At 64.6% G+C, this 21,411-nt stretch carries 19 protein-coding genes; 14 read left to right on the top strand and 5 right to left on the bottom strand.

Going from position 1 to position 21,411, the window contains the following annotated elements; all coding sequences use genetic code 11:
• Positions 1 to 280 precede the first annotated feature (280 nt).
• From nudE to E8E91_RS01355, 6 genes are all read left to right on the top strand, one after another.
• Positions 281 to 826, top strand: coding sequence for an ADP compounds hydrolase NudE (gene nudE / locus E8E91_RS01330; protein WP_280372062.1), 546 nt, complete (start codon positions 281 to 283; stop codon positions 824 to 826).
• 82 nt (positions 827 to 908) lie between these two features.
• Complete coding sequence (locus E8E91_RS01335) at positions 909 to 1,082, top strand: hypothetical protein (RefSeq protein WP_178119272.1); 174 nt, start codon at positions 909 to 911, stop codon at positions 1,080 to 1,082.
• A 239-nt stretch (positions 1,083 to 1,321) separates the two neighbouring features.
• Positions 1,322 to 2,737 carry a cytochrome c oxidase accessory protein CcoG gene (gene ccoG / locus E8E91_RS01340; protein WP_280374290.1) on the top strand — a complete coding sequence of 472 codons (1,416 nt, stop codon included), beginning with the start codon at positions 1,322 to 1,324 and terminating at the stop codon, positions 2,735 to 2,737.
• An 81-nt stretch (positions 2,738 to 2,818) separates the two neighbouring features.
• Positions 2,819 to 4,240, top strand: coding sequence for a GntR family transcriptional regulator MpaR (gene mapR, locus E8E91_RS01345; protein ID WP_280374435.1), 1,422 nt, complete (start codon positions 2,819 to 2,821; stop codon positions 4,238 to 4,240).
• Positions 4,241 to 4,543: 303 nt separating this feature from the next.
• Entirely contained in the window at positions 4,544 to 4,741 is a 198-nt protein-coding gene (locus E8E91_RS01350; protein ID WP_151132120.1) for a hypothetical protein, read from the top strand.
• Positions 4,742 to 4,897: 156 nt separating this feature from the next.
• A complete protein-coding gene (locus E8E91_RS01355; protein ID WP_280374291.1) occupies positions 4,898 to 6,370 on the top strand; it encodes an inorganic phosphate transporter in 1,473 nt (490 codons plus the stop codon).
• 142 nt (positions 6,371 to 6,512) lie between these two features.
• On the opposite strand, the gene E8E91_RS01360 is transcribed toward E8E91_RS01355, so the two are convergent.
• A complete protein-coding gene (locus tag E8E91_RS01360) occupies positions 6,513 to 8,006 on the bottom strand; it encodes a helicase HerA-like domain-containing protein (RefSeq protein WP_280374292.1) in 1,494 nt (497 codons plus the stop codon).
• A 126-nt stretch (positions 8,007 to 8,132) separates the two neighbouring features.
• Between E8E91_RS01360 and E8E91_RS01365 the strand changes: the two genes are divergently transcribed.
• Positions 8,133 to 10,010, top strand: coding sequence for a methyl-accepting chemotaxis protein (locus tag E8E91_RS01365; RefSeq protein ID WP_280374293.1), 1,878 nt, complete (start codon positions 8,133 to 8,135; stop codon positions 10,008 to 10,010).
• Between the two features lie 183 nt (positions 10,011 to 10,193).
• Here the strand turns inward: E8E91_RS01365 and E8E91_RS01370 are convergent, their stop codons facing one another.
• Genes E8E91_RS01370 through purU form a run of 3 tightly spaced genes read right to left on the bottom strand, consistent with a single transcriptional unit; the run spans position 10,194 to position 11,704 of the window.
• Positions 10,194 to 10,367, bottom strand: a complete 174-nt coding sequence (locus E8E91_RS01370; protein WP_226283628.1) for a hypothetical protein — start codon at positions 10,365 to 10,367, stop codon at positions 10,194 to 10,196.
• Between the two features lie 10 nt (positions 10,368 to 10,377).
• On the bottom strand, positions 10,378 to 10,803 hold the full coding sequence (locus tag E8E91_RS01375) for a CBS domain-containing protein (RefSeq protein WP_190827407.1): 426 nt from the start codon (positions 10,801 to 10,803) through the stop codon (positions 10,378 to 10,380).
• A 49-nt stretch (positions 10,804 to 10,852) separates the two neighbouring features.
• Complete coding sequence (purU, locus tag E8E91_RS01380) at positions 10,853 to 11,704, bottom strand: formyltetrahydrofolate deformylase (RefSeq protein ID WP_280374294.1); 852 nt, start codon at positions 11,702 to 11,704, stop codon at positions 10,853 to 10,855.
• 327 nt (positions 11,705 to 12,031) lie between these two features.
• Here purU and mvaT point away from each other — a divergent pair, with 327 nt between their 5' ends.
• The gene (gene mvaT, locus E8E91_RS01385; RefSeq protein WP_151132114.1) at positions 12,032 to 12,412 is read left to right on the top strand and encodes a histone-like nucleoid-structuring protein MvaT; all 381 of its coding nucleotides are present in this window, start codon (positions 12,032 to 12,034) and stop codon (positions 12,410 to 12,412) included.
• 80 nt (positions 12,413 to 12,492) lie between these two features.
• Here mvaT and sbcB read toward each other — a convergent pair whose 3' ends face one another.
• A complete protein-coding gene (sbcB, locus tag E8E91_RS01390; protein WP_280374295.1) occupies positions 12,493 to 13,926 on the bottom strand; it encodes an exodeoxyribonuclease I in 1,434 nt (477 codons plus the stop codon).
• A gap of 320 nt (positions 13,927 to 14,246) precedes the next feature.
• On the opposite strand from sbcB, the gene E8E91_RS01395 reads away from it, so the two are divergent.
• Genes E8E91_RS01395 through E8E91_RS01420 form a run of 6 tightly spaced genes read left to right on the top strand, consistent with a single transcriptional unit; the run spans position 14,247 to position 21,128 of the window.
• Positions 14,247 to 14,981, top strand: coding sequence for an RDD family protein (locus E8E91_RS01395; protein WP_280374296.1), 735 nt, complete (start codon positions 14,247 to 14,249; stop codon positions 14,979 to 14,981).
• Positions 14,978 to 15,958, top strand: coding sequence for a stage II sporulation protein M (locus E8E91_RS01400; RefSeq protein WP_280374297.1), 981 nt, complete (start codon positions 14,978 to 14,980; stop codon positions 15,956 to 15,958). The genes E8E91_RS01395 and E8E91_RS01400 overlap by 4 nt, the downstream gene beginning before the upstream one ends.
• Entirely contained in the window at positions 15,945 to 17,528 is a 1,584-nt protein-coding gene (locus tag E8E91_RS01405; RefSeq protein WP_280374298.1) for a DUF4129 domain-containing protein, read from the top strand. The genes E8E91_RS01400 and E8E91_RS01405 overlap by 14 nt, the downstream gene beginning before the upstream one ends.
• The gene (locus E8E91_RS01410; protein ID WP_280374299.1) at positions 17,525 to 18,775 is read left to right on the top strand and encodes a DUF4350 domain-containing protein; all 1,251 of its coding nucleotides are present in this window, start codon (positions 17,525 to 17,527) and stop codon (positions 18,773 to 18,775) included. Before E8E91_RS01405 ends, E8E91_RS01410 begins: the two co-directional genes overlap by 4 nt.
• Positions 18,772 to 19,800: a MoxR family ATPase gene (locus E8E91_RS01415; protein WP_280374300.1), complete on the top strand. Its 1,029-nt coding sequence runs from the start codon at positions 18,772 to 18,774 to the stop codon at positions 19,798 to 19,800. The genes E8E91_RS01410 and E8E91_RS01415 overlap by 4 nt, the downstream gene beginning before the upstream one ends.
• On the top strand, positions 19,797 to 21,128 hold the full coding sequence (locus E8E91_RS01420; RefSeq protein ID WP_280374301.1) for a DUF58 domain-containing protein: 1,332 nt from the start codon (positions 19,797 to 19,799) through the stop codon (positions 21,126 to 21,128). Before E8E91_RS01415 ends, E8E91_RS01420 begins: the two co-directional genes overlap by 4 nt.
• Positions 21,129 to 21,411: the final 283 nt, after the last annotated feature.

Raw genomic sequence — 21,411 nt, forward strand, 5'->3', positions numbered from 1 at the left:
TCTGGCCCGCGCTGTTTTTGTAGGAGCGAGCTTGCTCGCGAACAGCCCTAGCGCGCAGCCGTTCGCCAGCAAGCTGGCTCCTACAGCTACTGCGACGCTGGGCTGAGCGGCCCGGCCCGCGCTGTTTTTGTAGGAGCGAGCTTGCTCGCGAATAGCCCCCGCGCGTCCGTTCGCCAGCAAGCTGGCTCCTAGAGCGTCCACCGGTGACGTAGTCCATCCAGACGATGCCCCACATCCCTTTGCGCGCGACCCTCTTGCGGAACCGCCACGGGAGCCCGCCATGCGCAGCCTGCCCACCATCCTCAAGACCGAACTGCGCGCCAGGAGCGATTGGTTCCAGATCGAAGCCCTGCACCTGGAGTTCGCCAACGGCCAGCAGCGGGTTTACGAGCGTCTGCGCGGCTCCGGCTATGAATCGGTGTTGGTCGTGGCCCTGGTCGATCCACAGCACGTGCTGCTGGTTCGCGAGTACGCCGTCGGCGTGGAGCAGCGGGTGCTGGGCCTGCCCAAGGGCGGGGTCGAACCTGGGGAAACCACGCTGCAGGCGGCCAATCGCGAACTGATGGAGGAAGTCGGCCTGCGCGCCGGGCACCTCCGTGAACTGGGCGTGCTGACCCTGGCACCCGGACACCTGTGCCATAGCTGCCGCGTGGTGCTGGCCGAAGACCTGCAGCCCTGCACCGCCACGGGCGATGAGCCGGAACCCCTGGAGGTCATGCAGGTACCCCTGTCACAGCTGCCAGCCCTGGTGGCCTCGGGAGAGTTGCAGGAAGCACGCGCCATTGCCGCGCTGTTCATGGCACTCAGCAGGTCGTCCCGAATCTAGTCCATTCGGACGAGGCGGCTTGTCGCAGCAGTTCCTAGTCTTGCTTCACAACAAGATGTCCCTCCATTGCAGAGGAATGACCATGACAATAAGAGAAAAGCTGTGCCTCGCCGTTGCCGTCTGCGCCTTCGGTGCTGCCTACACCGCAGCGCTGATGCGTCCCCTGCCGCAGCCCCTGGCCGCGACCCAGTACTGTCCGCCCGCTTACCCCACCTGCATCATGCCGGTTGCCACCATAGGCTCGATGTTGCGCTGATCGCTGTGCTGCGGCACGTCTGACCGGATCAGAGCCGCTTGCCTCGCCCAACGACCCGCGACCAGATGCCGCACAGCTGTCATGGATTCCACCGCCAGGCGCCCACGCCATGCGTGTTGCGGCCTGGCGGCCCATCACGGCTCATCTGATATGGTTTTTGCCGTCTGATCTGAATCTGTTTTGCCGATCAGTGCCTTCCTATAGTCCGTCTCGCCGTAACAGCCTGATGGGCACTGATCATGAGCGAGAGAATTCCGGCGCAGGTCATCGAGGTCACACCCAACCTGCCCCCCATTGCCAACAAACCCCTTTCCGCCTCCAGCGGACCTATCCACACGCGCCGCTTCACCGGCCTCTTCCGCGACCTGCGCCGCATCGGTGCGGGCCTGCTGTGCCTGCTCTTCTTCGGTACCGTCTGGCTCGACTGGGACGGTCGCCAGGCGGTGCTCTGGAGCCTGGAACAGAGCAAGTTCTACATTTTCGGCGCCACCTTCTGGCCCCAGGATTTCATCCTGCTGTCGGGGCTGCTGATCATCTGCGCCTTCGGCCTGTTCTTCATCACGGTGTTCGCCGGCCGCGTCTGGTGCGGCTACACCTGCCCGCAGAGCGTCTGGACCTGGATGTTCATGTGGTGCGAGCAAGTCACCGAGGGTGATCGCAACCAGCGCATCAAGCTGGCGGCCGCGCCCTGGAGCGCCAACAAGCTGCTGCGCCGTTCCGCCAAGCACGTTCTCTGGCTGGCCATCAGCCTGGCCACCGCCATCACCTTCGTCGGCTACTTCACCCCGGTACGTGACCTGGCGGCGAACCTGGCCACCTGGGAAATCGGCGGCACCGCACTGTTCTGGGTGATCTTCTTCGCCGGGGCCACCTATATAAATGCAGGCTGGATGCGCGAGCAGGTATGCATCCACATGTGCCCCTACGCCCGCTTCCAGAGCGTGATGTTCGACAAGGACACCCTGATCGTCTCCTACGACGCACCCCGCGGCGAATCCCGTGGTCCTCGCAAGAAGGGCAGCGACCCGAAGGCCCAGGGCCTGGGCGACTGCATCGATTGCCAGATGTGCGTGCAGGTCTGCCCCACCGGTATCGACATCCGCGATGGCCTGCAGATCGCCTGCATCGGCTGCGCCGCCTGCATCGACGCCTGCGACTCGATCATGGACCGCATGGGTTACGCCCGAGGCCTGGTGGGCTACAGCTCCGAGCGCGCACTGGAAGGCGGCAAGACAAATCTGCTGCGCCCACGACTGATCGGCTACGCCATCGCCCTCGTGCTGATGACCCTCGCCCTGGCCTGGCTGGGTGCCACCCGTCCGCAACTGTCGGTCGACGTGATCAAGGACCGTGGCATGTTCCGCGAGAACGCCGCCGGCGAGATCGAGAACATCTACAACCTCAAGCTGATCAACAAGACCCAGCGCGACCAGCGTTACGTGGTGGAGCTGGAGGAAGCCCCCGGCTTCCGCCTGCAAGGCGAGCACGAGGTCAGCATCGGCGCTGGCGAGATCCTCTCCCTGCCGGTATCGGTGGCGCTCACCGACGACGAAGGCCCCGCCGGTTCCCGTCCGCTGCGCTTCGTGGTGCGCAGCCTGGATGAACCGGATACCGAGGTCAGCGCCGGCAGCACCTTCGTCAGCCCGAGCCGCTGAAGCATGGGCCGGGATCATGGCGGCGTTCGCGCCGAGCGCTTAGAGTTGGGCACCGCCTTGCCGCTGCCCAACCAGGAAAAGATGAAGCGCTACGAGAAATTCGCCGACGAGATCGCCGAACTGATCCGCACCGGGGTACTTGCTCCGGGTCAAAAAGTACCCTCGGTGCGGCACGCCAGCCGCACCTACGGCGTCAGCGCTTCCACCGTGTTCCAGGCTTATTACCTGCTGGAAAGCCGCGGGCTGATCATCGCCCGCGCCCGCTCCGGCTACTTCGTCTGCGAACACGTGCGCCGGCCCTTGCCCGAACCCCAGCCGGGGCCACGGGAAGCGGCCACCACCGAGGTGGATGTCAGCGAACTGGTGTTCTCGGTGCTGAGTTCCATCAAGGACCCGGACACCGTGCCCTTCGGCTCGGCCTTCCCCAGCCCGGAACTCTTCCCCCTGCAGCGCCTGGCCCGCTCCATGGCCCACGCGGTTCGGGAAATGGACCCGCGCTCCACGGTGGCCGACATGACGCCGGGCAACCATGCCCTGCGCCGGCAGATCGCCCTGCGCTACATGGTCGGCGGCCTGCCGCTGCCCATCGAGGAACTGGTGATCTGCAACGGCGCACTGGAGGCCCTCAACCTCTGCCTGCAAGTGGTCGCCCGGCCAGGTGATCTGGTGGCCATCGAAGCGCCTGCCTTCTATGCCAGCCTCCAGGTGCTCGAACGCCTGAAGCTGAAGGCGGTGGAAATTCCGGTGCACCCCCGCGACGGCATCGACCTGCAGGTGCTGGAAGACAGCCTGGAGCGATTGCCGATCAAGGCCTGCTGGTTCATGAGCAACTTCCAGAATCCGCTGGGGGCGAGTCTTTCGGAAGACAAGAAACGCCAACTGGCTGCGCTGCTGGCCAAACACCAGGTGCCGATGATCGAGGACGACGTCTATGCCGAGCTGTACTTCGGCCAGCACGCCCCCAAGCCGGTGAAGGCCTACGACAGCGAAGGCCTGGTGATGCATTGCAGTTCCTTCTCCAAGAGCCTGGCACCTGGATACCGGGTTGGCTGGGTCTCTGGTGGGCGCTTCGCCGGGCAGATCGAGCGGCTGAAGCTGATGACCAGCATCTCGGCTTCGGTGCCGGCCCAGGCCGCCATCGCCGACTACCTGCAACACGGCGGCTACGACCGTCACCTGCGCAAACTGCGCTACGCCCTGGAGAGCCAGCGCAACGCCATGCTCGCCGCCGTGGCGCGTCACTTCCCCGAAGAAACTCGCGTCAGCCGCCCGGAAGGGGGCTACTTCCTCTGGCTGGAATTCCCCGAGCAGGTGGACTCCCTGCGCCTGTTCCAACTCGCTCTAGCGCAGGGCATCAGCATCGCTCCGGGGCCGATTTTTTCCGCCACACGGCGTTTCGGCCATTGCGCCCGTCTCAACTTTGGTCATCCCTGGAGCAACTCCAGCGAACAGGCGATGGAAACTCTTGGCAGGATTATCCGGTCTCTTCTGGGTAACTCCTGACATTCGAAGAGTAGATATCGTTCGGCCGCTCGGGAATTCTCTGTAATGGAGCTTTCCCGATTCCTTGTTATACTTCGCAACGTTCTTTCGGGGTTTTAAGGGAAATCGACTTCCAATCCCGGAGATTTCGCAGGGACTTTCTGCAGTGCGTAGGAAAGTCCAATTTAGTTGCGATAACTGAACTTTGACCTACAAGAAGGCCGGACCAACGGCCTCGATCGGGCGACCGACGCCAAAGAGGCCAACGCCTCTAGATCGCCTGTTTCAGTTAATGACCATTGATCAAAAAAACGGAATAACCACGTGACGAAAGACGAACTGCGCGCCGAACTCGAGCGCCAGGCGCAACGTTACAAGGACGTATACGGCGGCGAAATCACTACCTATGCCGCGCAAAGGGACCCAGAACGCAAGCCCTGGCGCAAAAAACCCAGCCTGCTCGACAAAAGCTTCGAAAGAGAGCTGGAAAAGATCGAGAAAGAGTTGCGAGAGGAACCCTGACAGATTGTCGCACCCCGCCCGCCGGGAGAATCGATCGTATTGATTTGCGACAACTTCAGTAGGGAATGTCGGAAACCGCTCGGCGTCAGGGTCTGGGCGACGACCGGTTTTCTGGCATAATCGCGGCCCCTTCATGACCTCAGTCACAAAACCTTCATGTTCGATCTCTTCAGCGGGCTAGATGCCTGGCTGGTGCTGAGCCTCTGTCTCGCCCTGGCATTCGTCCTGACCTTCGAGTTCATCAACGGCTTCCATGACACCGCCAACGCGGTAGCCACCGTCATCTACACCAAGGCCATGTCGCCCTACCGGGCGGTGATCCTTTCGGGGATCTTCAACTTCCTTGGCGTGCTGCTGGGCGGTGTCGGTGTGGCCTACGCCATCGTCCACCTGCTGCCGGTGGAGCTGCTGATCAACGTCAATACCGGCCACGGCCTGGCCATGGTGTTCAGCCTGCTGACCGCGGCCATCGCCTGGAACCTGGGCACCTGGTACTTCGGTATCCCGGCCTCCAGCTCCCATACCCTGATCGGCTCCATCCTCGGCGTCGGCCTGGCCAACGCCCTGCTCACCGACGTGCCGCTGGCCGAAGGTGTGAACTGGGGCAAGGCCATCGACATCGGCCTGTCGCTGATCTTCTCCCCGGCCGCCGGCTTCATGGTCGCAGCCCTGCTGCTGCTTGGCCTGAAGTGGATGTATCCGCTGTCGAAGATGCACAAGACCCCGGAAACCCGTAAGGAGCTGGACGAGAAGAAGCATCCGCCCTTCTGGAACCGCCTCGTGCTGGTGATTTCCGCAATGGCCGTGAGCTTCGTGCACGGTTCCAACGACGGTCAGAAAGGCATCGGCCTGATCATGCTGGTACTGATCGGTATCGTTCCGGCCAAGTTCGTACTGGACCTCAACAGCACCACCTACCAGATCGAGCGTACCCGCGACGCCGCGGTCCACCTGAGCCAGTTCTACCAGCGCCACACTGATACCCTTGGCGAGATGCTGGCCCTGGGCAAGAGCAATGGCAGCGACATGCCGGAACTCTACCGCTGCGATCCGAAGCAGACCGAGCCGACCATCGCCGCCCTGCTGAAGACCCTCGACGGCGTCTCCAACTACAAGGACCTGAGCGAAGAGCGCCGCGTCGAAGCCCGCCGCTACCTGCTCTGCCTGGACGACACCGCGAAGAAGGTGGGCAAGCTCTCCGAACTGCCGGCCCGCGAGAAGGCCGACCTGGAGAAACTGCGCAAGGACCTGACCGCCACCACCGAATACGCCCCGTTCTGGGTGATCCTGGCCGTAGCCCTGGCGCTCGGCATCGGCACCATGGTCGGCTGGAAGCGCGTGGTACGTACCGTCGGCGAGAAGATCGGCAAGCACGGCATGACCTACGCACAGGGCATGAGCGCGCAGATCACCGCCGCCTGCGCCATCGGCATGGCCAACATCTACAGCCTGCCGGTGTCCACCACCCACGTACTGTCCTCCGGCGTCGCCGGCACCATGGTCGCCAACAAGAGCGGCCTGCAGGGCGGCACCGTGCGCAACATCCTGATGGCCTGGGTACTCACCCTCCCGACCACCATCCTGTTGTCCGCCGCCCTCTTCTGGCTGGCCATCACCTTCATCGTCTGATTTGGACGAGCATGAAAAAGGGCGCCTTCGGGCGCCCTTTTTCGTTCCTGACTTTTCTGTAGGGGCGAATTCATTCGCCAAGGCAAGGCAGACCTTCGGTCTGCAAGTCGATTGAAATCGACCCTACAGAGGTAGCCGCGCCTTAACGGCGCTTGCTGCCTCCCAACAGCGATCCCATCAATCCACGCACCAGTTGCCGGCCAAGCTGGTTGGCGGCCTGACGTACCGCAGTCTTCATCGCCTGGCTGGCAAAAGTGCCCAGCAGTTCACCAGCCAAATCGCCCATGCCGGGTTGGCTGGCCTCGGCCTTGCCGCTCTTCTGCTCGGGTTCTTCGACCGGTGCCTGGGCCTTTCGAGCCGTGAGCATTTCATAGGCGGACTCACGGTCGATGGGTTTGTCGTAACGCCCGGCCTGGGGTGAGCTGCGTACCAGCACGGCGCGCTCGCTGTCGTTCAGCGGACCAATGCGCGACTGCGGTGGAGCGATGGCCACGCGCTGGACCATGGCCGGTGTGCCTTTCTCTTCCAGGGTGCCCACCAGGGCTTCGCCAATCCCCAGTTCGGTGAGCACGGTCAGGGTGTCGAAAGCCGGGTTGGGACGGAAGCCATCGGCCACTGCGCGCAGGGACTTCTGCTCCTTCGCGGTGAAGGCGCGCAGACCGTGCTGGATGCGCAGGCCGAGCTGGGCCAGCACATCATCGGGCAGGTCGCTGGGGGACTGGGTGACGAAATAGACGCCAACACCTTTGGAGCGGATCAACCGCACCACCTGTTCCAGGCGTTCCTGCAATGCCTTCGGGGTACCGCTGAAGAGCAGGTGCGCCTCGTCGAAGAACAGTGCCAGCACTGGCTTGTCGGCATCGCCGCGTTCGGGCAGTTGCTCGAAGAGCTCCGCCAGCAGCCAGAGCAGGAAGGTGGCATAGACCTTGGGCGCTTCGTGGACCAGGCGGCTGGCATCCAGCAGGTGGATGCGGCCACGGCCGTCGCGGTCGGGCTGGAGGATATCTTCCAGTTGCAGGGCCGGTTCACCGAACAGCGACTCGGCCCCCTGCTGTTCCAGGGTAGCCAGGCGCCGCAGCAGGGCCTGGGCGGAAGCGCCGGCGAACAGGGCGCGGTCTTCTCCAAGCAGCTCCGGATGATCCTTGAGGTGATTGAGCAGCGCCTTGAGATCCTTCAGGTCGAGCAACAGCAGGCCTTCGCGGTCGGCGACCTGGAAGGCGGCATAGAGCGCGGCCTGCTGGCTGTCGGTCAGCTCCAGCAGGTTACCCAGCAGCAGCGGCCCCATTTCACTGAGGGTGGTGCGCAGCGGATGGCCGGTCTGTCCGGCAACGTCCCAGAGGGTGACCGGGTAGGCCTGGGGCCGGTGGCCCAGCCAGGGCATGGATGCGATGCGTTCGGCCACCTTGCCCTGGGGATTTCCCGCCGCGCCAAGGCCGCAGAGATCACCCTTGATATCCGCCGCGAACACCGCCACGCCGGCATCGCTGAAGACCTCCGCCAGATGCTGCAGGGTCACCGTCTTGCCAGTGCCGGTAGCGCCGGCGATCAGGCCGTGGCGGTTGGCCAGTTTCATGGCCTGGGCGACGGCGTTGCCCTGCGGATCAGCGCCAAGCGTCAAGGACCGGGGTTCGGGCATTTTGCACTCCTCGAATTAAAGCTTTGATCGAATCCCGCCGATATATAAACCGACGTTTCTACTCAGTTTTTTCAGTACTCACGTGCCGTAAAGACTGGTGCCTGACCCAACCGGACGCAAGCAAACATGATCAAAAACCTGCGGTTCAGCCACAAGATTCTGCTCGCCGCCTCCCTGGTGGTGATTGCAGCTTTCTCGCTGTTCACCCTGTACAACGATTACTTGCAAAGGAATGCGCTCCGTGACGACCTGGAAAACTATCTGCAGGAAATGGGCGATGTAACCGCCAGCAATATCCAGAACTGGCTTTCGGGCCGGATTCTGCTGGTGGAAAGCGTTGCCGAATCCCTTGCCGCCAACCCATCTGGCGACGCCGTACCCACCCTGCTGCAACAACGGGCCCTGAGTTCCACCTTCGCTTTCACCTACTTCGGCACCCAGGACGGGCAATTCACCATGCGCCCGGACAGCGCCATGCCCGAAGGCTACGACCCGCGCACCCGTCCCTGGTATCAAGGCGCCAAGAGTGCCGGCGGAACCACCCTCACCGAGCCCTACGTGGACGCGGCGACCGGCCAGCTGATCATGACCATCGCCACGCCGGTGCAATCCCTCGGCGTCGCCGGCGGTGACCTGAGCCTGCAGACCCTGGTGCAGATCATCAACGCCCTGGACTTCGATGGCATGGGTTACGCCTTCCTGGTCAGTGCCGACGGCAAGATCCTGGTGCACCCGAACAAGGACATGGTCATGAAGAGCCTGCGGGACATCTACCCGCAGAACACCCCGACCATCAGCACCGGCTTCAGCGAAGTCGACGTGGACGGCACCACCCGCATCCTCACTTTCGCTCCGGTGAAGGGCCTGCCATCGGTGAACTGGTACATCGGCGTATCGGTGGACAAGGGCAAGGCCTACAGCATGCTTAGTGAGTTCCGCGCCTCGGCCATCGTTGCCACCGTGATTGCGGTGGTGATCATCATGATCCTGCTGGGCATGCTGATCCGCGTGCTGATGCAGCCACTGCACACCATGGGTCGCGCCATGCAGGACATCGCCCAGGGTGAAGGCGACCTGACTCGCCGCCTGGCGATCCATACCCAGGATGAGTTCGGCGAACTGGCCAGCGCCTTCAACCGTTTCGTCGAGCGTATCCACGGCTCCATCAGCGAAGTGTCCTCGGCCACCAATCACGTGAACCAGGTGGCCAAGCTGGTGCTGAATGCCTCCAACTCGTCCATGAGCAACTCCGACGAGCAGGCCAACCGCACCAACAGCGTCGCCGCCGCGATCAACGAACTGGGCGCCGCCGCCCAGGAAATCGCCCGCAACGCCGCCGACGCCTCGCACCAGGCCTCCTCCGCGCGCACCCTGGCCGAGGACGGTCGCCAGGTGGTGGAGCGCACCATCGCCGCGATGAACGAGCTGTCCGGGAAGATCCGCGCCTCCTGCGGCAACATCGAGACGCTGAACAGCAAGACGGTGAACATCGGCCAGATCCTCGAAGTCATCAAAGGCATCTCCGAACAGACCAACCTGCTGGCGCTCAACGCTGCCATCGAAGCCGCCCGCGCCGGGGAAGCCGGCCGTGGCTTCGCCGTGGTGGCCGACGAGGTGCGCAACCTGGCCCACCGCACCCAGGAATCGGCGCAGGAAATCCAGCAGATGATCGAGGAACTGCAGGTCGGCGCCCGCGAGGCGGTCACCACCATGACCGAGAGCCAGCGCTACAGCGAGCAGAGCGTGGAGATCGCCAACCAGGCCGGCCAGCGCCTGGGCAGCGTGACCCAGCGCATCGGCGAGATCGACGGCATGAACCAGTCGGTGGCCACCGCCACCGAGGAACAGACCGCCGTGGTCGACTCGCTGAACATGGACATCACCGAGATCAACACCCTCAACCAGGAAGGTGTGGAAAACCTCCAGGCCACCCTGCGCGCCTGCGCCGACCTGGACCAGCAGGCCGCACGGCTGCAGCAGTTGGTGGGGAGTTTCCGGATCTGACGGTGGGTGGTTGCTCGTGTGGGGGGCGAATTCATTCGCGACGGTGGGTAAAAAGAGCGTTATCCACCCTACGAAACCAGGTCGACTCCCAGCCACTCCAGCTCCCCTCACCCCAGCCCTCTCCCAAAGGGAGAGGGGGCAGATCGTGCAGGATGGGCCAGAGCCACAAACAAGAAAGGCGCCCTAGGGCGCCTTTTTCTTTTCTTCCTCTTCCTGCACCTTGCGCCACAACTCGGCGGCCCCGGGAAACTCGGTGCCGTTCTCCTCGCTCAACTCATCCGGGTCGTAGCGCCGGACGCAGCCTTCGCCGAGGGTGGGAGGCGGGGTTGAGGTGGCGCGGTCACGCGGGTCGGCCATGGCAGGGTCCTCAGACTTCCGGAGGTTGTTCGGGGTCGTGCTGGGCGAACGCCTTCACCGCACGCAAGACATCGCGGCGACTGATCTGGCCGACCAGCACGCCCTCCTCCACCACAGGGAAACGCCGACGCTTGTCACGCAGGAAGCGTTGGCAGACTTCGATGATGTCGGTTTCAGGGGAAACGCTCTCGACCTGGGTGGCCATGTAGCTGCTGACGCTGCCGCCGACGGCGTCGAAATATGCGCCGGAGAGAATGCCACGCAAGCAGTCGCCGTCGGAGATCATGCCGATCAGGTGGCCCTGGGAATCCACCACAGGAGCGCCGGATATCCGGTGCTCCAGCAGGCGGTCGATGGCCAGGAAAAGGTCGGTGTCGGACCTGAAGGTCACCAGGTGACGAGTCATGTAGTCGCGCACCTTGATGGACTTGAGCATGGGGCGGGCTCCTCTGCCGGGTGACCGGAGCGGATGCCCGCCGAAGGCATCAGTTGAACACGACAGTCTTGTTGTCGTGCACCAGCACCCGGTCTTCAAGGTGATAGCGTAGCCCACGGGACAACACCATCTTTTCCACGTCCTTGCCGAAGCGAACCATGTCTTCGATGCTGTCGCGATGGGTCACACGCACCACGTCCTGCTCGATGATCGGGCCGGCATCCAGCTCCTCGGTAACGTAGTGGCAAGTGGCGCCGATCAGTTTCACGCCGCGCAGCGAAGCCTGATGGTAGGGCTTGGCGCCGACGAAGGACGGCAGGAAGCTGTGGTGGATATTGATTACCTGATGGGCGTAACGCTGGCACAGCTCGGGCGGGAGGATCTGCATGTAGCGGGCGAGCACCACGGTATCGGCGTTGTGCGCTTCCACCAGGCGGGAAACCTCGTCGAAGGCCGGCTGCTTGTTCTTCGGGTCCACCGGAACATGGAAGTACGGAATGCCGTGCCACTCCACCATGCTGCGCAGGTCGTCGTGGTTGGCGATCACGCAGGGAATCTCGCAATCCAGTTCGCCGCTGTGCCAGCGGTGCAGCAGGTCGGCCAGGCAGTGGGAGTCGCGGCTGGCCATCAGCACCACGCGCTTCTTCACTTCGGAGTCGGTAATGCGCCATTCCATCGAGAACTCGCGGGCGATGGGCGCAAAGGCCTGGCGGAAACCGTCCAGATCGAAGGGCAGCGAGTCAGCACGGATTTCATGGCGCATGAAGAACCAGCCGCTCTGATTATCCGAGTGATGACTGGCCTCGGTAATCCAGCCGTTGTAGGTAGCCAGGAAGTTACTGACCTTGGCTACGATGCCGACGCCGTCCGGACAGGCAATCACCAGACGAAATGTGCGCATTTGGGAACACTCCAGAGACTTCGCAAAGGCGGCCATTCTAGCCAGTACGCGCAAAAACTTCAGTAACCTCGTGGCCTCCAGCGGATTGCCGCTGATCGCGGAACAACACAAGACAGGCAAACTAAGGGGTGAAGCTGGAGCTCGATATAGCGAGTACTCCTGGCGCAATTACGCATTAGAGGGGCCATGGGACTAGTATGAAAGAAGAAGTCGCCAACAATGCGTACAAAACTTTTCCTGCTTATTTACTTGCAGATAATCGCTGTCTATTATTGCTGACACTTCGCAATCGCAAGTCAACGTACGATTCCAACAAGGGACGCCGACATGTCGCTGATCAACGAATACCGGGCAACGGAAGAAGCCATCAAGGAGCTCCAAGAGCGCCTGAAGAACCTGTCCCAGGACGACAAGCTGAAGAAAGAACTGGAGTTCGAAGGCAAACTGCGCACTCTGATGGGTGAATATCAGAAGTCCCTGCGCGACATCATTGCCCTGCTCGATCCGGATGCCCGCTCCGCCAAGGCTCCGCGTGCCGCCAAGGCCGCTGCAGGCGGCAGCAAGCGCGCCCGCAAGGTCAAGCAGTACAAGAACCCGAACACCGGTGAAGTCATCGAAACCAAAGGTGGCAACCACAAGACTCTGAAAGAGTGGAAAGCCAAGTGGGGCGCCGACGTCGTTGAAGGTTGGGCCACCATCCTGGGCTAAGCCTTCGGTAATAAAGAACGCCAGCATCTGCTGGCGTTTTTTATTGGCGAGGGAAAAGCCCCGAAAAGTTTCCAGGGCGTTTATCGCAACTGATAGCGCTGTCCCAGTTCCGTGGCATATCGGCGCCACTCCAGCAAGATCGCCTGTTGTGCCGGCTCTGCTTTGGCCTGAAATTCATCCAGCGCCAGGAAAAAACTCTCCAGGGTATTAGGCGCCCCGAATTCCGGGCTTTTCAGCCGATTTCTACAAAACTCTTCCCAACGCGACCGGTCAGTCTCCGACAAAGTTTCAGGAAAGTTTCTTGCGCGGTAACGGAACAGCAATTCTGGCAGACGCGGGTCGTCGAACGGCCAGTTCTCCAGCGACAGCCGTTGCGGATCGGCGCGTCGCACTTGTTCGCAGAGTCGACGATCGCGATCACCGAGAAATCCGTCATACAACTGCTGCTCCGGATCATCCGGCGAAGCGAATTCTTCTTCCGCATAAATAACCGGCAACTTCTCTTGCCACACGGCGGATTGCGCAGTGAGTAGCGCGGCGCGGCGCTGGCAGAGTTCCAGATCCACGCCAAGCCGCTGGCGATCGTCCTCACGCAGCACGCCGAGGGGCGCCACCACCGGACAACGGTTGATGTGCAACAGCTTCAGCGGTACCGGCAGCTCGCCTTCGGCCAGTTCGTCACGACGGGTGTAGAGACGCCGGCGCAGGGTTTCCCCGTCCTGCTCCAGCAGGGGGGCCGGGTCCGACTGCAGGTCGAGCACGATCAGCGCATTGCGGTTGCGCGGATGCCAGGCCAGCGGCAGCACCACTGCCAGGTAATGACGTTCGCCGGAGAAGCGTCCGGAAATGTGCACCAGCGGCTGCAGCAGGCGAACCTGTTCCTGCACCTTGTGCTTGCTGCGCAACTGATAGAGGTAATCGAAGAGCTTCGGCTGACGCTCACGCAGCAGGCGCGCCAGGGCGATGGTCGCGCGAACGTCGGAGAGTGCATCGTGGGCCTGGCCATGGTCGATGCCGTTGGCCGCCGTGAGCAGCTCCAGGCGCAGGCTGACGCGTCCGTCCTGCTGCGGCCATTCGATGCCTTCCGGGCGCAGGGCATAGGCGGTACGCACCAGGTCGATCAAGTCCCAGCGGCTGTTGCCACCTTGCCACTCGCGGGCGTATGGATCGTAGAAGTTGCGATAGAAGCTGTAACGGGTGACCTCGTCGTCGAAGCGCAGGGTGTTGTAACCAGCGCCGCAGGTGCCCGGCAGTGACAGCTCGGCATGCACCCGGTGCATGAACTCCGCCTCGCCCAGCCCCTTCTCCGCCAAGGTGCCGGGCAGGATGCCGGTAACGAGGCAGGCCGCCGGATGGGGCAGGATGTCGTCGCTGGGCTTGCAGTAGAGATTGATCGGTTCGCCGATCTCGTTGAGCGACTCGTCGGTGCGAATGCCGGCCACCTGCAGCGGCCGGTCGCAGCGCGGATTGATGCCGGTGGTTTCGTAGTCGTGCCAGAAGATGCTGGAAGTCACGGCGTCCCCCCTTGTTCGTGAGCGGGCCAGTCTAACACCGGGCCGAACGCGGCAACGGCGCCGAACTGGGCCGGAAACTTCGCCATCCGCCGTCTTGCTGGCCGCTTTGCCGCAAGCCTAGAATCGCCGCCACTGGATGATCGACCCCGACAAGGACTGCCCCATGCCCGCGCCTACCGCCCCCCGCGCCGACGCCCGCGCGCCATTCGCCTTGTCGAATTCCCCGATCCTTTCACAGCATGCGGGCTGAGTCCTCCCTGCCCGGTTGCCTGGATACCAGCCGCTCGCTAGCATCTGGCTTTCCCCTTGGCGCCCAGCCGATGCCCGCACCCCGATCCGGTTCCCATCCCGCCGATTCCCAGGCCCAGCCGCTGGACACCCGCTACCAGGTCGAGACACCGGAAGGCATCGACCTGGTCCTGCGTCCGGCCGGCCTGCTGCCACGCGCCCTGGCCTATGCCATCGACCTGGCGATTCGCGGTGCGATCATGCTGGTCCTGTTCATCGCCCTGGCCCTGCTCGGGCAGCTCGGCATGGGCCTGGGGCTGATCCTCATGTTCCTGCTCAACTGGTGGTACATGGTGCTATTCGAAGTGCTCAACCAGGGCCGCTCGCCGGGCAAGCAGGTGATGGGCCTGCGCGTGGTGCATGACGACGGCACCCCCGTCGGCTGGTCCTCCTCCCTGGTGCGCAACCTGCTGCGCTTCGTCGACCTGCTGCCCTTCGCTTACACCCTGGGCGCCCTCAGTTGCCTGCTGCACCCCACCTTCAAGCGCCTGGGGGATATCGCCGCCGGCAGCCTGGTGGTCTACCGCGACGAGAAGAGCCAGCGCCCGACATTGCCGGACGCCGAGCCGGAGCGCGCGCCCTTCTCCCTGACCCTCGCCGACCAACGCGCCCTGCTCAGCTTCGCCGAACGCCAGGCCAGCCTGTCCCCGGCACGCCGCGCCGAACTCGCCGGCATCCTGGCCGAACCGTTGTCCGTGCCGGCGGAACAGGCGCAGGCGCGCATCAATGGCATCGCACGCGGCCTGCTGGGGTCGGATTCGCCATGAAACAGAATCTCTTCGAACGCCAGCACCGGGCCAGCTGGAAGGCCTTCGCCGAGCAACTCGAACGTCTCGAACGCGGCAAGGCCGACGCCCGCGCCTGTGAAGCCTTCTCGGCTGATTACCGGCAGGTGTGCCAGCAGTTGGCCCTGGCCCAGGAGCGCGGCTACAGCAGCCATCTGGTGGAACACCTGCAGCAATTGGCCATGCGCGGCCACCAGCAGTTCTATCGCCACCGCAGCCATCTCGGCGCACGCCTGCTGGGCTTCCTGCTCGGAGGCTTCCCGCGCCTGGTACGCAGCCAGTGGCGCAGCATCGCCGCCGCCAGCCTGCTGTTCTACGGCAGCCTGATGCTGATGGGCCTGCTGGTGCACAACTGGCCGGACCTGGTCTACAGCGTGCTGGACCCGGAACAGGTGTCGTCGATGGAATCCATGTACGACCCGGACGCCCGACGCATCGGCCCCATGAGCGAGCGCGACTCGGGGGACGACTGGATGATGTTCGGCCACTACATCATGAACAACATCGGCATCGCCTTTCAGACCTATGCCGGCGGCCTGCTCTTCGGGGTCGGCAGCCTGTTCTTCCTGCTGTTCAACGGCCTGCATATCGGCGCCGTCGCCGGCCACCTGACCCAGATCGGCTTCGGCGAAACCTTCTGGTCCTTCGTCGTCGGCCACGGCGCCTTCGAGCTCACAGCCATCGCCTTTGCCGGCGCCGCCGGCCTGCAGCTGGGCTGGGCCCTGCTCGCCCCGGGCCGCCTGCCCCGTGGCGAGGCCCTGCGCCTGGCTGCCGGGCGCAGCGTGCAGTTGGTGGCCGGGGTGATCCTGCTGTTGGTGATCGCCGCATTCGTCGAGGCCTACTGGTCGTCCATGACGCTGGTGACGCCGCAGGTGAAATATCTGGTGGGCGCGGGCCTGTGGCTGCTGGTCGCGCTCTATTTCGGCCTGGTGGGACGGAGGACGCATGCGCCTGACTGACGCCAGCGTCGCCATCCGCCCACGCAGCGCCTGGGAGGCCATGGACCTCGGCGTGCTGCTGGCGCGCCGCCACGCCGGCCTGCTGATGGCCAGCTGGGCCATCGTCACCTTCCCGGTGTTCGCCCTGCTCACCCTGGTCTGCTGGAACTACCCGGGACTCGCGGTGTTCCTTTTCTGGCAGCTCAAGCCCGCCTACGAACGGCTGCCGCTGTACATCCTGTCCCGCGCCCTGTTCGGCGACACGCCAACCCTCAAGGAAGCCCTGCGCGCCTACCCACGCCTGCTCAAGCCGCAATTGCTCGCCAGCCTCACCTGGCGCCGCCTGAGCACCACCCGCAGCTTCGACCTGCCGGTGCTGCAACTCGAAGGGCTTTCCGGGCACGCGCGCAGCCAGCGTCTGGTAGTGCTGGGCCAGCGTGATGCGGGCGGCGCTACCTGGCTGACGGTCATCGGCGTGCACCTGGAATCGGCCCTCTGGTTCGGACTGCTCACCCTGCTCTACCTGATGCTGCCCCAGCAGGTGGCCATCGACTGGGACTGGCAGAAGCTCCTGGAGATGGCCTCGGGCGAATGGCTCTGGCTGGAACACCTGTCCAACAGTCTCTACGTCCTGGTGCTGATGATCTGGGGACCGGTCTATGTCGCCTGCGGCTTCACCCTCTACCTGAACCGCCGCACGTCCCTGGAAGGCTGGGACATCGAACTGCAATTCCGCCGCCTGCGCCAACGCTTGACCGGCACCGCGTACGCCCTGCTGCTGGGCCTTGGCCTGCTGCTCAGCCAACTGCCGCAACCGGCCATGGCCGAAGATGCGCCCGCCCTCTGCCTCGCACCCCAGGCCTACCTCGACGGCCCGGACGCCGAGCGCCTCACCCACCAGACGCTCACCAGCCAGGCCGCGAAGGACAAGATCACCACGCTGCTCGACGCTGCGCCCTTCCAGAACCGCGAAACCGTCACCCGCTGGCGCCTGGGCGATGAAAACGCCGACAAGGAAGTGAAACCCGAAGACGTCGAAGGCTGGGCCGAGTTCATCCGCAACCTGTTCAAGCTGGCCGAGTACGCCAAGAGCCTGGACAGCGTCGCCCTGGTGATCAAGGTGCTGCTCTGGGGCGTGCTGATCAGCCTCGTCGCCCTGCTGGTCTGGCGTTACCGCGACTGGCTCAGCGCCTTTGCCGGACGCCTGGGCCTGCCCCAGCGCCGCCCGCGTGAAGCCCCTGCCGTGCTGTTCGGCCTTGAACTCGCACCGGAAAGCCTGCCCGACGACGTGGCAGGCGAAGCCGAACGACTCTGGGCCAGCCAGCCCCGCGAGGCCCTCGGCCTGCTCTATCGCGCCCTGCTCAGCCGCCTGCTGCACGACTTCCGCCTGCCCCTCAGGCAATCCCACACCGAAGGCGAAGTGCTGCAACTGGTGCTCCGTCTGGAGAACAGCGAACTGGAAGGCTTCAGCCGGACCCTCACCGACCACTGGCAGAACCTCGCCTATGGCCACCGCCTGCCCGCCGCCGAACTGCGCCAGGGACTCTGCGATGGCTGGCGGCGCCTGTTCGCCAGCGGAGCCGCGCAATGAACCTGCGTCCGCGTTTCCTCATTGGCGCCGGCCTGTTCCTGCTGCTGGGACTGATCGCGATCTACGTCGCCGGCCGGCTGCAGCCTTACCAGGACACCGTCGAGCACGGCCCGTCGCCCGAGGTGCTGGGCAACCCCTATCTGGCGGCCGAATACTTCCTGCGCAAGCAAGGCCTGCAGGTGAACCGCGCCGACGGCCTGGAAGTGCTCGACACCCTGCCCAGCGCCGGCAACACCCTGTTGCTACTCGGCAGCCGTTCGCGCATGACCCCCCGCCAGGCCAATCGCTTGCTGGAATGGGCGAGCAAGGGCGGCCACCTGCTATTCATCGTCGAGCGCCTCTACGACGAGAAGGAAGGCAAGAGCGGTGACCTGCTGGCCGACCGTCTTGGCATCCAGCAGTACGAAACCCGCGACCTCGAAGAAGACGAAAGCACGGAACCGGAGGAGCCCGAAGAGCCGGAAGGCCTGCGCGCCGAGGAACGGCCGGAGGATGCCGCGCCCTCCCAGGACGAAGAGACCGATGCCGAGAACGATCCCTTCCCCGAACTGACCAAGCTCTACCTGGAAAACGAGCAGGCGCCGGCCTACGCCAGCTTCGACACGGATTTCCACCTCTACGACAGCCAGAACCGCGCCCACGCCTGGGCCAACAGCGCCAAGGCCACCCATATGCTGCAGCTGAACCACGGCGACGGACTGGTCACCGTGGTCACCGATGGCTGGATCTGGCAGAACCGCGATATCGACCAGTACGACAACGCCTGGCTGCTCTGGTACCTCACCCAGGACAGCGCCGTCACCCTGCTCTACCGCGCCGAACGCGATGGCCTGGCCACGCTGCTCGGACAGAACTTCCCCGAGGCCCTGGTGGCCCTTGCCTTGCTCATCGCCCTGGTCCTCTGGCACGTCGGCCAGCGCCAGGGGCCCTTGCAGGCACCGGCCAGCCGCGCTCGCCGGCAGCTGGAAGAACACCTGCGCGGCAGCGCCGACTTCCTGCTCCGCCGCAGCGGCCAGGTCAGTCTGCTGCAAGGCCTGCAGCGGGATATCCAGCGCCGCGCACGGCATCGCCATCCCGGATTCGAACGGCTTCCCGTGGCCGAGCAGTGGCAGGTGCTGGGCCGCCTGACCCGCCTGCCGCCCAGCGCCATCAGCCAGGCCATGCGGCCGTTGCCCAAGCAACGTCTCACCGCCGCCGATTTCACCCGCCAGGTCGCCCACCTGCAAACCCTCAGGAATGCCCTATGACGAGCGAACAGATTTCCGATCCGTCGCAAGCCGAAGCCGCCAGCTCCGCGGCGACCTCCACCGCCACCCAGCGCCAGCGCGCCAGCCAGCTTGCCCAGGCACTGCGCCTGGAACTGCAGAAGGCCGTAGTCGGTCAGGTCGCGGTAATCGACGACGTGCTCACCGCCTTGCTGGCCGGCGGCCACGTACTGGTGGAAGGCGTGCCGGGCCTTGGCAAGACTCTGCTGGTGCGGGCTCTCGCGCGCTGCTTCGGCGGTGAGTTCTCGCGCATCCAGTTCACCCCCGACCTGATGCCCAGCGATGTCACCGGCCACGCCGTGTACGACATGCAGAGCGAGCAGTTCAAGCTGCGCAAGGGTCCGGTGTTCACCAACCTGCTGCTGGCAGATGAGATCAACCGCGCCCCGGCCAAGACCCAGGCCGCCCTGCTGGAAGTGATGCAGGAGCGCCAGGTCACCCTGGAAGGCCGCGCCCTGCCGGTGCCGCAGCCGTTCCTGGTGCTGGCGACCCAGAACCCGATCGAGCAGGAAGGCACCTACCCCCTGCCGGAAGCCGAGCTCGACCGCTTCATGCTCAAGCTGCGCATGGACTACCCGGCTGCCGACGAAGAACTCAGCCTGGTGCGTCAGGTCACCCGCTCGGCCCGCGCCGACATGCTCGACGTGGCACCGCTGCGCACCCTGATCCAGGCCCGCGACGTGATTGCCCTGCAGAAGATCGCCAGCGAATTGCCGGTGGATGACCAGGTGCTCGACTACGCCGTGCGCCTGGCCCGCGCCACCCGCAGCTGGCCGGGCCTGGCCATGGGTGCCGGACCACGCGCCTCCATCGCCCTGGTCCGTGGCGGTCGCGCCCGCGCGCTGCTGCGCGGTGGCGACTTCGTGCTACCGGATGACGTCAAGGGCTGCGCCCTGGCTGTCCTGCGCCACCGCGTACGTCTGTCGCCGGAACTGGATATCGAAGGCCTGTCGGTAGACCAGGTGCTCCAGCAGATCCTCGACCAGGTGCCGGCGCCGCGCCTATGAAGCCGTCCCGCGCACTGCTCGCGCTGGTAGCCGGACTCTTCGGTCTGGCCCTGTTGCTCGGTGCCCTGCCGGCGCTGGGTGTCGACCTGCCGGCGCAGCTGCAGCCGCTTTGGTGGGGCCTGCTCTGCGCCCTGGTTCTACTCAGCCTGCTCGACGCCATCTGGCTGCGCCGGCTGCCTTCGCCGCGCCTGGAACGTGCGCTGCCGGGTAACCTGGCGTTGGGCCGCTGGAGCGACGTGCGCCTCACCCTGCATCACGGCTACGGGCGCTCCCTGAACGTCGGCGTGTTCGACCAGGTGCCCGCCGCCATGGACTTCGAACCCCTGCCCCAGCAGGTGGCCCTGCATCCCGGCGAACACACCGAGTTCGGCTATCGGGTGCGACCGCTCAAGCGTGGTCATTTCCACTTCCCGGCCTGCGAATTGCAGCTGCCCAGCCCCCTGGGCCTGTGGCGGCACAAACGGGTGCTCGACCTCCCAGGAGAGGCACGCGTCTATCCGGACTTCGCCCGCCTTTACGGCGCCCAGTTGAAGGCGGTGGACGACTGGCTCAGCCAGCTCGGCGTGCGCCAGCGCCCGCGCCGCGGCCTCGGCCTGGAATTCCATCAGCTGCGGGAATTCCGCGATGGCGACACGCTGCGCCAGATCGACTGGAAAGCCACCGCCCGCAAGCGCACGCCCATCGCCCGCGAATACCAGGACGAGCGCGACCAGCAGATCGTTTTCCTCCTCGACTGCGGGCGCCGCATGCGCAGCCAGGACGGCGACCTTTCGCACTTCGACCACGCCCTCAATGCCAGCCTGCTGCTCAGCTACGTGGCCCTGCGTCAGGGCGATGCGGTGGGCCTGTCCACCTTCGCCGCCGAACGCGACCGCTTCGTGCCGCCCGTGAAAGGCCCGGCCCAGCTGAACGTACTGCTTAATGGCGTCTACGACCTGGACAGCACCTTGCGCCCAGCCGACTTCAGTGCCGCCGCCGAAGCCCTGCTCGCCCGCCAGCGGCGCCGCGCCCTGGTGGTACTGGTCAGCAACCTGCGCGACGAAGACGATGCCGAGCTGTTCAGCGCCGTGAAACGCCTCGGCCGCCAGCATCGCCTGCTGGTGGTCAGCCTGCGCGAGGAAATCCTCGACAGCCTGCGCCATACCCCAGTGCAAGGCTTCGATGACGCCCTCGCCTACTGCGGCACAGTGAACTATCTCAACGCCCGCAACAGCCTCCACGAACGCCTCGCCGCCCGCGGTGTGCCGGTGCTGGACGCCCGCCCCAGCGAATTGGGCCCGCAGTTGGTGAGCCGTTACCTGGCGTGGAAGAAGGCGGGTGCGCTGTAAGGACAGCCCGGCACTGGACTGTCGGCTTTCGCTGCACCCTACGCCAACCTGCCCTCTGTAGGAGCTAGCTTGCTAGCGAATAGGGGCCATTCGCTGGCAAGCCAGCTCCTACGGGCAATGCAGCGGAGTCACGGTCAACCTCGTTGGGCTTCGCTGCGCTCTGCCCAACCTACAAAAGCCCCGCCCCCAACCCTCTCCCTCAATGGAGAGGGAGTTGTCCGAGCTAGGCACAATCGCGGCGCTCTTCCTGTAGGGGCGAATTCATTCGCCAAGGAGGCCGCAG

Origin of the sequence: Pseudomonas sp. BN515 (assembly GCF_029873155.1) — a bacterium.
In the GTDB taxonomy this organism is placed as follows: Bacteria; Pseudomonadota; Gammaproteobacteria; order Pseudomonadales; family Pseudomonadaceae; genus Metapseudomonas.